Origin of the sequence: uncultured Sphingomonas sp. (assembly GCF_913777625.1) — a bacterium.
Taxonomy (GTDB): domain Bacteria; phylum Pseudomonadota; class Alphaproteobacteria; order Sphingomonadales; family Sphingomonadaceae; genus Sphingomonas.
In genome coordinates this window covers 19,719-30,163 of record NZ_CAJYTI010000034.1, presented here as the reverse complement: position 1 = coordinate 30,163, position 10,445 = coordinate 19,719, and the positions used below count along the sequence as shown (strand labels likewise).

General features: G+C 67.7%; 12 protein-coding genes. 4 read left to right on the top strand and 8 right to left on the bottom strand.

Annotated elements, in window-relative coordinates; genetic code table 11:
* Positions 1–139: 139 nt before the first annotated feature.
* Positions 140–1,453 (top strand): 5-aminolevulinate synthase, encoded by a 1,314-nt coding sequence (hemA, locus tag QZ814_RS16385; RefSeq protein ID WP_294334331.1) that lies wholly within the window; start codon positions 140–142, stop codon positions 1,451–1,453.
* Between the two features lie 6 nt (positions 1,454–1,459).
* Here hemA and QZ814_RS16380 read toward each other — a convergent pair whose 3' ends face one another.
* The 4 genes from QZ814_RS16380 to QZ814_RS16365 all read right to left on the bottom strand — a co-directional run bounded on the left by QZ814_RS16380 (position 1,460) and on the right by QZ814_RS16365 (position 4,649).
* Positions 1,460–2,023, bottom strand: a complete 564-nt coding sequence (locus QZ814_RS16380; RefSeq protein WP_294334330.1) for a Uma2 family endonuclease — start codon at positions 2,021–2,023, stop codon at positions 1,460–1,462.
* Between the two features lie 39 nt (positions 2,024–2,062).
* On the bottom strand, positions 2,063–2,728 hold the full coding sequence (locus tag QZ814_RS16375; RefSeq protein WP_294334329.1) for a class I SAM-dependent methyltransferase: 666 nt from the start codon (positions 2,726–2,728) through the stop codon (positions 2,063–2,065).
* The gene (locus tag QZ814_RS16370) at positions 2,725–3,969 is read right to left on the bottom strand and encodes a DUF3419 family protein (RefSeq protein WP_294334328.1); all 1,245 of its coding nucleotides are present in this window, start codon (positions 3,967–3,969) and stop codon (positions 2,725–2,727) included. Before QZ814_RS16370 ends, QZ814_RS16375 begins: the two co-directional genes overlap by 4 nt.
* 104 nt (positions 3,970–4,073) lie before the next feature.
* Positions 4,074–4,649, bottom strand: coding sequence for a DUF1579 domain-containing protein (locus QZ814_RS16365; RefSeq protein ID WP_294334327.1), 576 nt, complete (start codon positions 4,647–4,649; stop codon positions 4,074–4,076).
* A gap of 60 nt (positions 4,650–4,709) precedes the next feature.
* Between QZ814_RS16365 and QZ814_RS16360 the strand changes: the two genes are divergently transcribed.
* Both QZ814_RS16360 and msrB read left to right on the top strand, forming a co-directional pair.
* Positions 4,710–5,648, top strand: a complete 939-nt coding sequence (locus QZ814_RS16360; protein WP_294334326.1) for a LytTR family DNA-binding domain-containing protein — start codon at positions 4,710–4,712, stop codon at positions 5,646–5,648.
* A gap of 62 nt (positions 5,649–5,710) precedes the next feature.
* Positions 5,711–6,220 carry a peptide-methionine (R)-S-oxide reductase MsrB gene (gene msrB / locus QZ814_RS16355; RefSeq protein WP_294334325.1) on the top strand — a complete coding sequence of 170 codons (510 nt, stop codon included), beginning with the start codon at positions 5,711–5,713 and terminating at the stop codon, positions 6,218–6,220.
* Positions 6,221–6,235: 15 nt separating this feature from the next.
* Here msrB and QZ814_RS16350 read toward each other — a convergent pair whose 3' ends face one another.
* A complete protein-coding gene (locus QZ814_RS16350) occupies positions 6,236–6,712 on the bottom strand; it encodes a CHAP domain-containing protein (protein ID WP_294334324.1) in 477 nt (158 codons plus the stop codon).
* Positions 6,713–7,181: 469 nt separating this feature from the next.
* On the opposite strand from QZ814_RS16350, the gene QZ814_RS16345 reads away from it, so the two are divergent.
* Positions 7,182–7,733, top strand: a complete 552-nt coding sequence (locus QZ814_RS16345; RefSeq protein ID WP_294334323.1) for a hypothetical protein — start codon at positions 7,182–7,184, stop codon at positions 7,731–7,733.
* Between the two features lie 167 nt (positions 7,734–7,900).
* Here the strand turns inward: QZ814_RS16345 and QZ814_RS16340 are convergent, their stop codons facing one another.
* From QZ814_RS16340 to QZ814_RS16330, 3 genes are read right to left on the bottom strand one after another with little or no spacing between them, the layout of a single operon-like run.
* The gene (locus QZ814_RS16340) at positions 7,901–8,629 is read right to left on the bottom strand and encodes an extensin family protein (RefSeq protein WP_294334322.1); all 729 of its coding nucleotides are present in this window, start codon (positions 8,627–8,629) and stop codon (positions 7,901–7,903) included.
* Entirely contained in the window at positions 8,626–9,360 is a 735-nt protein-coding gene (locus QZ814_RS16335) for an NUDIX domain-containing protein (RefSeq protein ID WP_294334321.1), read from the bottom strand. The genes QZ814_RS16340 and QZ814_RS16335 overlap by 4 nt, the downstream gene beginning before the upstream one ends.
* Before the next feature lie 30 nt (positions 9,361–9,390).
* Positions 9,391–10,443, bottom strand: coding sequence for an SMP-30/gluconolactonase/LRE family protein (locus QZ814_RS16330; protein ID WP_294334320.1), 1,053 nt, complete (start codon positions 10,441–10,443; stop codon positions 9,391–9,393).
* Positions 10,444–10,445 lie beyond the last annotated feature (2 nt).

The following is a 10,445-nucleotide window of genomic DNA, read 5'->3' as shown; positions in this document are numbered from 1 at the left end:
GGCTGGTGTTCACCCGGCTGGGTACGCGCGAGGCGAGGATCGGCAACCACCTGCGTGCGCAGGGTTTTGCCGATCCCGAGGCACTGTGATCGACCAAATGCGCTGGAAAAACGTGGGTTAGCAGGCTAAGTCGCCTCGCATGATGAGCGAGAGCAGCGAAGCGCGCCGGGCCACACAGGTCGACGCACGCCCAGTTGACGCAAAGGCAGTTGACGCACGGCCAGTTGATGCACGGGCAGTCGACTATTCGCGCGTGTTCACCCAGGCGATCGATCGCCTGCACGCCGAGGGGCGCTACCGCGTCTTCATCGACATCCTGCGCAACAAGGGCATGTTCCCCAATGCGCGCTGCTTCGCCGGGCATAACGGGCCGAAGCCGATCACGGTGTGGTGCTCGAACGATTACCTCGCGATGGGGCAGCACCCCAAGGTGATCGCGGCGATGGAAGAGGCGCTGCACGATGTCGGCGCGGGCTCGGGCGGCACGCGCAACATCGGCGGCAACACCCACTATCACATCGATCTCGAGCGCGAGCTGGCCGACCTGCACGGCAAGGAAAACGCGCTGCTGTTCACCTCGGGCTATGTCTCGAACGAGGCGACGCTGGCGACGCTCGCCAAGGTGATGCCGGGCTGCATCATCTATTCGGACGAGCTCAACCACGCCTCGATGATCGCCGGCATCCGCAATTCGGGCTGCGAGAAGCGCGTCTGGCGCCACAACGATGTCGCCCATCTCGAGGAACTGCTCGCCGCCGACGATCCCTCGGTCCCGAAGCTGATCGCGTTCGAGAGCGTCTATTCGATGGACGCCGACATCGCGCCGATCGCCGCAATCTGCGACCTGGCGGACAAGTACAATGCGCTGACCTATCTCGACGAGGTCCATGCGGTGGGCATGTACGGCCCGCGCGGCGGCGGCATCTCGGACCGCGAGGGGCTCGCCCACCGGTTGACGATCATCGAGGGCACGCTGGGCAAGGCGTTCGGGGTGATGGGCGGCTATATCGCCGCCGATCAGGTGATCATCGACGTGATCCGCAGCTATGCGCCGGGCTTCATCTTCACTACCTCGCTGTCGCCGGTGCTGGTCGCCGGCGCGCTGGCGAGCGTGCGGCACCTCAAGGCCTCGAGCGTCGAGCGCGAGGGCCAGCAGGCCGCCGCGGCGACGCTCAAGCGGCTGATGGCCGATGCCGGGCTGCCGGTGCTGCCGTCGACCACGCATATCGTGCCGCTGATGGTCGGCGATCCGGTCAAGGCCAAGAAGATCAGCGACGTGCTGCTCGCCGAATACGGCGTGTACGTGCAGCCGATCAACTATCCCACGGTGCCCCGCGGCACCGAGCGGCTGCGCTTCACCCCCGGCCCGGCGCACGACGAGGCGATGATGCGCGAGCTGGTCGACGCGCTGGTCGAGATCTGGGGACGGCTGGAGCTTCGGCGGGCGGCGTGAGGCCCGTCAGTCGAGGATTACAATAGCGTCCGACCAAGGAACGGAGATCGGATCGCCGAAGCGCACGACCTGACGGTCGACGTATCCCCCATCCACCTTGGGGGAGCCCATGACGTGAACAATCCGCGCCGCCGAATCGACGACCCAGTACTGCGCGACACCCGCTCTCCCGTAATCGGCGAGCTTCTCGCCAAGGTCGCGCGCAACCGTTGTATCCGCGATCTCGACGGCTAGAAGAATATTCGCCCCGCTCGGCACGGCGTTCGCTTCCAGCGTCTTGGGATAAACGGCGATGTCCGCCGCCCGGACGCTGAGTTCGTCGATCCGTATCGCGAGATCGGTAGCGATCGCGAGCGGCTTCCCGCCGAACGTCGCATGCAGCTGCAAGACGAGGGTCGCGTTTCGCTCGCCATGACCTGGCAGTGCCGGCATCATCTTTACGAGCGCTCCCCCCACCAGCTCGGCGCGCATATTAGCGAACGCACCCAGCTTCAGCATCCGTTCGAAATCGGCGGCCGTGAAGGCGACGCACGGCTCCTGAAGCTCCGAAAGTCGGAAGGGCTGGTTCATGATGGGTAATCTACCACCTGGCCAAACCAGGCGCCAGCATCAGGCCAGTCGCCGTAGCACCGCGCTCCATGTATAGCCGCGCAGCGACGAGCGGAATTCCGCCGCCAACCCCTGCTCGGCGGCGATCGCCTCCACCACTTCGCGCAAGTCTGCCCGCGGATAGACGTGGAAGGCGTTCAGTTCCTTGAAGTGGAAGCGCTTGGCGAAACCCGGCAGGCGCTCATACTGGCCGAAATCGACGATATGCAGGCTCCCGCCCGGCGCCAGCGCCTTGGCGCCCAGGGCGATGGCTTGCCGCCAGGGCGGGATCATCGACAGCGTGTAGCTCATGAACACGCGGTCGACCTGCTCCAGCCCGAACAGCGCGCCCACGTCGAACGCACCGGCATCGCCCTGCGCCAGCGTGATCTTGTCCGAGAGGCCATGCTTCGCCACCGACTTGCGCGCGGTATCCAGCATCGCCTCGCTGATGTCGAAGCCGTGGAAGCGGGCGTTCGGCCAGCGCCTGGCGGCGACGATCAGGTTGCGCGCGGTGCCGCAGCCGACCTCCAGCACCGTGCCACCGGGGGGCGGCGCGAGTTCGCGGATCAGCCGGTCGCGGCCGAGCAGATAGAATTTGCGCGTGAGATCGTAGAAGTGGCGATGGAGCGCATAGGTCGCATCCATCAGCCCCTTCTGGTCGCCCGCCCCGGCGTTCCCGCTCATGCGTGCGGCTTCAGCGTCCAGACATGGGTCGCGCCGTACACCGAGGAACGGTCACGGCGGGTCCAGTCGTCGAGCTTGGCCTGGTCCTCATACTGCCACTGATTCATCAGCTCGTCGGGGATGTGGCCGCGCACCACGTCCGGCACCGCGGCGGTGCGGTAGAGCACGCGCGCGCCGGGCTTAGCGGTGCGAGTGATCTCGGTCCAGATGCGGGTCAGCTGCTCGTCGGTCATCCAGTCCTGCGCATCGAGCAGGATGTAGCGATCGAGCGACTGGGCCGGCATCGACTCGAGATAATCGGCATAGTTGGTGTGGCGGATCTCGACGCGGTCGGCGCGGTCGCGCACGAGCTCGTAGTTCTTGCGCTCGAGATAGGGCGGCAGCGGCGCGCCCTCATGCTCGCCATAGCCGCGGCCGAACGCCTGCCAGGCGTAGAAATTGTCCTTGAGGTCGAAGTCGCAGGCCAGCTTGCGCAGGCGGCTGCGCAGCGCGCCGGTGATGCCCTCGTTGTCGTCGACCTTGAGCAGGTCATATTGCGCCGGCGGGATGCCGAAGCCGAACAGCGCGGCGGGCTGATCGACCATCCAGCGCAGCAGCTTCTTGTCGAAGAAGGGCGCGAAGCGCGTCTCGAAGATCTCGCGCTGCTCCTCGATCGACTTGGCCTGCAGGATCTCCTTGGGATCGATGCCGTAGCGATGCGCCAGCCAGTGGACGAAGCCGATCAGCCGGCCGAGCAGGCCCTGGCGATAGAAGCCGGTCTTGAAGCCGTTGATCCGCCGCACGCCGTTGGGCGCGCGGCCTTCCCAATAAGCGCGCGAGGTCTCGTCGAGGCTGCCACGCAGATAGGTCTTGTAGGCGTCGACATTCTCCGGCCGGTTGGCGAGGCCGAAGAAGCGGTGGAAGGACTCATAGTCCGGCAGGCGGAGCGCCGCCTGCTGCTTGAGCTTGTTGAGCGCGATATGCGCCGGGTTCAAGTCCACCGCAGTGATCTTGGCCGGGTTCGCCGTCAGGTAGGAGAACACGTTGCAGCCGCCCGAGGCGATCGTGACGATGTGGCTGTCCGGCGTGATCTGCAGCGCTTCCATGTCGATCACCGGGTCTTCCCAGATCTGGGCATAGACCAAGCCGCGGAACGCGAAGGTGAAGGCGCGTTCGAGGATACCTTCCTTCGAAAGATGCTCGTGGCGGTGCACCGCACCGCGAACCGCATCGTTCTTCGGCGCCTTGGCGATAGATGACATTCGAAACGACTCCCGGCGTGCGAGCCTGCCCGGCGCCCCGCCGAACCTGCTCTCCACCCCCTGTGACAAAAGCTTTGCAGCCTTGTGACAGTGGCGCCGGGAAATCAATCCTTCGGCATGCCGCCCGCCGCAGGCCAGTCGGTATCGCCGACCCGCTTCAGCGTCATCGTGAAGAAGCGGCGCGGCGGCTGGCCCTGCATCACATAGTCGCCGACTTCGGTGTAGCTGCCGCCGGCGAAGGTGGCGGTGTAGCGCACCACCGCGTTCGGCCCGGCCGGGGTCTCCCAGGTGTAGCCGGTATCGGTGAGGGCGAAGGGAAAGGCGCCGGCGCGGCCCTGGGCATGGCTGGCAAGCGTGTATTTCTGGGACGCCTGGTCGTACGAGAGCACGGCAAAGGCGTGGAAGGGCGCGGTGCCGTCCGCGCCATAGGATTTGCCCTCGATCACCAGCAGCGTGCCGTCGAGCATGCTGCCGATCCGTTCGGTCTGGATCATCTTGCGCGGGCCGGCGGGCGTCATCGTCTCGGCCGTGCCGCGCCAGAGGCCGCGCATCCAGTCGAGCTTCTTCAGCGCCGCCTGCTGCGCGGCGATCGCGGCGGTGTCGGCCGCCTGGGCGCGGGCGGCGGTTGTGACGGCCATCGGTGCCGCGATGGCCAGAAGCAGCATGACGAAACGGCGCATCGGATTCCTGCTCCCCCAACAAGGATTGTCCGGGAACGCGCGCAGTGGCAGCCTGCCGCCATGCCCGCGATCCTCGCCCCCGTGCTTCGCCGCGCATCGCCCCGCGACAAGGGCGATTTCGCGAAACCAGCGCGGCGCTTCGTGAAATCGACACGCGGGCGGCTGCCGGGCTTTCCGCTGCTGTGGATCGCCTGCGCGGGAATCGCCGGGCTGATGATCGTGACCGGCGGCTTCCGTACCGACAGCCTGCCGCTGCCGCAGCGCGCGGGCTTCTGGCTGCTGCTGATGGGGTGGAACGCGGTCAAATGGCAGCTGCTGTTCGCGTGGTTCGTGCGTAAGCCGCAGGACTGGCCGCGGGTTGCGGTGATCGGCACCGTGCTGCTCAACCTGCCGCTGCCGGCGGAGATCGGCTGGAGCGCGGCAGCGGTGGGCGTCGGCACGGTGGCGATGCCGGGACTAGTGTGGGCCAATGCCGCAGCGATCGGGCTGATGGCGCTGACGGTATGCGTAGCGACCGTACGGGCGATGCGCCCGGCAGCCAGCGCACCCCGCCCGCTTGCGGGAGGGGTCGGGGGAGGGGCTGATGTGGGAGCGCCGGACTCCGCTGAGGCCATCCCCTCCCCTAGCCCCTCCCGCGAGCGGGAGGGGAACGCAGAAGCGACAGCGTTTGGCACGGCAGCGCCATGCCTTCTTGCCCGCGCCCGCATAGCGCCGGACGCCCTGCTCGCGGTGGAGGCCGAGGACCATTATTGCCGCATCCGCGCCCACGGGGGCGGCGGGCTGCACCATTACCGCTTCGGCGACGCGCTGGCGGAACTCGCCGCACTCGACGGCGCGCAGGTGCATCGCGGCGCGTGGGTCGCCGCGCAGGCGGTGACCGGCGCTCGGCGCGAGGGGCGACGCTGGCTGCTGCAACTGGCGGATGGCAGCGCGGTGCCGGTCAGCGCGACCTATCTGCCCGAGGTCCGCCGCCGGGGCTGGCTGCCGCATATGCGTTGAAGAAAATTCGCGGACGTTCGCAACCTTTCGGCCGGCTGGCCCGAACCTATATCGAACCCCACATGTCCACGAGGTCCACCATGCCGATCGATCGCCGCCAGTTGCTCGCCGCCGCCGGCGCGGGCGCCGCTCTCCTGCCGCTGTTCGCGTGCAGCAACGCCCCCGCCGCGCCGCTGCCCGACTTCCCGTTCAAGCTGAGCGACGCGGCGTGGAAGAAGAAGCTGGGGCCGGCCGCCTATAACGTGCTGCGCAACGGCGGAACGGAATATCCCTTCACCAGCCCGCTCAACAAGGAGCATCGCAAGGGCGTGTTCGGCTGCGCGGGCTGCGCCCTGCCGCTGTTCGATTCGGCGACCAAGTTCGACAGCGGCACCGGCTGGCCGAGCTTCTACCAGCCGCTCGCCAATGCGGTGTTGACGCGGAGCGATCGCAGCCTGGGGATGGAGCGCACCGAAGTGCTGTGCCGCCGCTGCGGCGGGCATCTCGGCCATGTCTTCGACGACGGGCCCAAGCCGACCGGCAAGCGCTATTGCATGAACGGGGTGGCGCTGCGTTTCACGCCCAGGGCGTGATGCGCGGCAGCCGGATCAGTTGGAGAAGCTGAGCGTCGGCAGGCTGAGAGCGGCGACCTGGACATTGGCCCAGTCGGTCGCCGGCGCCGAACCCGGATAGATGAAGCCGTTGACCGGATAGCTCGAGGTGCCGAGGCCGGCAGTGCGGCCGTACCACACGCGGACTTCGCTCCAGTCGCCCTTGGCCGAAACGTCGACGGCGCGGACGTCGCGCTCGATCGCGCCGGGGGTCGACCAGTTGGCGTGGGTCAGCAGCACTTCGCGATCGCTGATCACCTGCGACACCATCGCGACATGGCCCATCGGCATGCGGGCGGTGCGCTGGAACGACATCACCGCGCCGACCTTCGGGGTCTCGCCGCGCTGGTAGCGGCCGGCGGCCTGGTCCCACCAGGTCCAGGCGTTGCCGTGGAGATCGACACCGGTCGCCTGGCGCGCGAAGGTCACGCACTGCCAGAAGGGCGCCTTCGCCTGGGCGGGGGCCGTGGTCATCAGGGCGCAGAACGCCATCAGCGCGAAACGCACTGCAAAACGCGTGAACAAGTTTTGGACCCCCCGGTCAGAAACGAAGCGGTTGAGGGTTGCTAGCCAAACTATAGGACGCTCGTACAGCCCCTCGGCACGCCGATCCGACGAACCGTTGGAATGCGCCGACGAGGTGCGCTGAACCGTTTGTGAACGGCGGGAACCTTCGTTTCAGGGCGCCTTGCCCCGCAAGGGACAACCGATTGCCCATTATGGTGCAAACGTACCCGCCTACGGGAAAATACGAAGGTATATCAGCGACCTATGGAGGAATGCGCAGCCTCATCAACTCGTCGCAAACCCATGTTGCGTCGCAGCAGGATTTAGGTTCCAATGCCTCGTGGGGATACGGAGGGGGTCATTAAGCTCTGCGTTAACCAGTACGGAGCATGATCCCTCCCACGGGTCGAGAAGGAACCGATCGGGAGACGACGAGATGGCTGCACGAGCAAAACCGGCCGAAGGCGCGATGACGCTGGCAGAGATGAAGGAATTTGCGGGCTTCACCGCGGCGACCCAGCGCTATGTGCGCCGGTCGCTCGACGTGGGGCTGGAGCGCGATGACGCCCTCTCGCGCTGGTCGCGCGACGTGGTCGAGGCCGCCAGCATCCGCGCCCAGGCACGCGTCTACGAGCGCCTCGGTGATATCCGCGCGCTGCTGCCGAACGACAGCGATCTCAATGCGATCGAGCCGTTCATGGCGCCGCTGGTGACGCTTTCCGCCTTCGATCTCGGCCAGGGCCGGCTGACCAGCTTCTCGGCCTATCGCTTCCTCTACGAGCGGCTGCTCGGCGCGGAAGTGCGGCCATGGCTGCCGGCGGCGTTCTGCTCGGCCTCGGCGCTGCCGCACCTCCATCCGGACCTGCGCCGCAAGCTGCTCCAGTCGATCAGCGAAGCCGCGGCGACCGCCTCGGGCTGGTCGAATCGCCAGCCGAGCTTCTTCCCGCAATGGGTCGAGAAGATCGACACCAACGCGCTGCCGAACTGAGACGGGGATGCGCTGACGGGAATGCGCGCTGCTTCATCCCGTCATCCCGGCGAAAGCCGGGATCCATTCGCCTCCCCTTCACAGCAAGAGCCGATACGAAGACCCCAATGGACCCCGGCTTTCGCCGGGGTGACGGTTGGGAGGCAGCGAGAAGGCGCCAAAAGGCGTCAGCGGCAGGCCCGCCACCCCATCTCGCCGCGTGCAGCCTGGTCGAGATGGAGGTGGTCGCGGTGGGCGGCGTTATAGTCGGGCGACAGCACCGTCGCGAACAGCCGGCACGCGCCGTCCCGCACCGCGCGCAGGAAGACGGCCTTGTCGCCTTCCCCCTTCCAGTCGTTCAGCACGCTGATCCGCCGTCCGTCCGCCAGGACGAACGCGGCGATGTCGACGGCATTGGCGCGGGCATGCTCGCTCCAGTCGCCGGTGGTGCGGCCATACATGCGGCGGCACGAATAGCTGCCGAAATGCTCGATCCGCACGACGCGGGATCCGAACTGCTTCTGGGCCTCGGGCTGGACGATGTTCCACTCCCATAGCGCCAGCCCCGCCGCGACCGGACAGGCCGTGCCCAGCCCCGGGCTGAAGCCGATCGTCCGCGATCCGCCGCCGGTGAACCGCACGCCGTTCGCATAGCCGCATTCGCCCTGCCGCTCGACCGGGGCCAGCTTCTCGTAGTGAACGCCCGCCCGGGTGAGCAGCGCCCGGCACTGGCCATCGTCGGTGCCGAGTCCTGCCAGCTTGCGACCGGTGAAGGCGCCGATCGGCTGCGACAGGTCGAGCGGCGTCCAGGGTACGTCCTGCGGGCGGCTGCGCGTCCATAGCAGCAACAGCAGCGCGCCGCCAGCGATCAGCGCGAAGACGAGCAGCACCCAGAGCGTCTGCTTCAGTGCCTTCACGCCCGCACCGCGCGGTCCATCCGTTCGGCGGTGACGGGGTAGCCCAGCCCTTCGGGAATGCAGAGCCAGTCGACGCCGCCGCGCGACTCGACGAACGGCGTGATCGTCTCGATCGGAAATCGGCGAGCTTGGGCCATCGCCGACTCGAAACCGTCGAACAGCGCGAGCCGTTCCAGGTTGCGACGGGTGGGATAGATCAGCATCGCCTCGCCGCGATCCGCCGCATCGAGCGCGCCTTGCGCGGTGATCCAGCACAGCCGGACATTCTCGCTGCCGTCGACGAGCGGTGCGGCGCCTTGCGGCGCGCGGGCGAGGTAGAAGCGGGTATCGAACACGCGGTGCGGCAGGCCATAGGGCAGCCAGCGCGCGAAGGGCACCAGCACGTCCAGGTCGAGGACAAGTCCGGCGCCCGCGAGCAGCTGCGCGAAGGGCGTCCCGGCGTGGAGGTCGTCGCGCAGCGCGGCGAGCGTCGCGGCGTCGCAGTCCAGCCCGAGCGCCAGCCCGGCTTCCTCGATCGTCTCGCGGATCGCGGCGACTCGCGCGGCGGCGTCTTCGTGGCGGTCGGTGAGCAGGTGGTCGCCGGGATCGATCCGCCCGCCGGGAAACACCAGCGCGCCGCCCGCGAAGGACATCGCGCGAGAACGCTCGACCATCAGCAGTTCGGGTGCCCCGCCGCCGCCCTCGCGCATCACGACGACGGTGGCAGCGGGAATGGCTTCGACGTGCGACATTGCCCCGGCTCTACGCAGCGGCGGCCCGGCTTACCAGCCGGAGGCGCGCAGCCGCAGGCGGAACACCTGGTCGCTGGAGGTGATGAACAGCGTCCTGCCATCCTCGCCGAAGCAGCAATTCGCCGCCTTCTTGCCGGTGGAGATCAGGCCCAGGCGGCGTCCATCCGGTGCCACGACGTAGATGCCGCCGGGGCCGCTGGCATAGAGATGCCCGCTCGCCGCCACCTTCATCCCGTCGGGATGCCCCTGCAGACCCCGGGCGGCGGCGGCACGGTGGTCGAGGAACAGCGTGCGCCCGGTCGCCAGCCCGTCCTCGCCCAGGCTGTAGGCCCAGGTGAACAGCGCCGCATCATCCGATACCGACACGTAGAGCGTGCGCTGGTCCGGCGACAGGCCGATTCCGTTCGGCCGCGTCAGCTTCGATTCGATCAGGTGCACCGTGCCGTTGGGATCGAGCCGGTAGACGCCGTTGAACGGCAGCTCCTTGAGCGGCGACTCGTCGCCCTCGGTGAAGCCATAGGGCGGATCGGTGAAATAGATCGCGCCGTTCTTCGCCTGCACCAGATCGTTGCAGCTGTTGAACCGCTTGCCCTCGTATTTGCCGGCGAGGATCGTCTTCTGCTTGGTCTCCAGGTCGACCGCGGCAATCGCGCGCGTACCGCTGTCGGCCATCAGCAGTTCGCCCTTGCGGCCCTGGATCATGCCGTTCGATCCCGCCTCGCGCACGCCCTTGGGGATCGGCCCGGCGAGGCCCGAGGGGACGAGGAACGGCTTGGTCTCCTTGCCGTCCCAGCGATAGGCGATGTTCGCCGGCGGATCGGAGAAGAGCAGATAGCTGCGATCGAACGCGCTCGCCCCGCCCGAGGCGCCGCCGGTCACCGCGCCGTCGCGGATCCACACCGGCCCTTCGGCCCATTGGATGCCGCTGGCGATCGCCTCGAGCGGCGACTCGACATCGAGCAGCGTATCGAGTTCCGGATCGAACCGGGTGATCGTGCCCTCGCCCGCCGCATGCGCGATGCCGGGCAACAGCGGCAGCGCGGCCATACCGCCCAGCAGGGTGCGGCGGGTGGTGGCGATCATGG

Excerpts from the sequence above, each read along its gene's own strand:
- QZ814_RS16345 (WP_294334323.1), top strand. The coding sequence starts at position 7,182 with ATGGCTGCACGAGCAAAACCGGCCGAAGGCGCGATGACGCTGGCAGAG.
- hemA (WP_294334331.1), top strand. The coding sequence starts at position 140 with ATGATGAGCGAGAGCAGCGAAGCGCGCCGGGCCACACAGGTCGACGCA.
- QZ814_RS16380 (WP_294334330.1), bottom strand. The coding sequence starts at position 2,023 with ATGAACCAGCCCTTCCGACTTTCGGAGCTTCAGGAGCCGTGCGTCGCC.
- QZ814_RS16335 (WP_294334321.1), bottom strand. The coding sequence starts at position 9,360 with ATGTCGCACGTCGAAGCCATTCCCGCTGCCACCGTCGTCGTGATGCGC.
- QZ814_RS16375 (WP_294334329.1), bottom strand. The coding sequence starts at position 2,728 with ATGAGCGGGAACGCCGGGGCGGGCGACCAGAAGGGGCTGATGGATGCG.
- QZ814_RS16360 (WP_294334326.1), top strand. The coding sequence starts at position 4,710 with ATGCCCGCGATCCTCGCCCCCGTGCTTCGCCGCGCATCGCCCCGCGAC.
- QZ814_RS16370 (WP_294334328.1), bottom strand. The coding sequence starts at position 3,969 with ATGTCATCTATCGCCAAGGCGCCGAAGAACGATGCGGTTCGCGGTGCG.
- msrB (WP_294334325.1), top strand. The coding sequence starts at position 5,711 with ATGTCCACGAGGTCCACCATGCCGATCGATCGCCGCCAGTTGCTCGCC.
- QZ814_RS16350 (WP_294334324.1), bottom strand. The coding sequence starts at position 6,712 with ATGACCACGGCCCCCGCCCAGGCGAAGGCGCCCTTCTGGCAGTGCGTG.
- QZ814_RS16365 (WP_294334327.1), bottom strand. The coding sequence starts at position 4,649 with ATGCGCCGTTTCGTCATGCTGCTTCTGGCCATCGCGGCACCGATGGCC.
- QZ814_RS16330 (WP_294334320.1), bottom strand. The coding sequence starts at position 10,443 with ATGATCGCCACCACCCGCCGCACCCTGCTGGGCGGTATGGCCGCGCTG.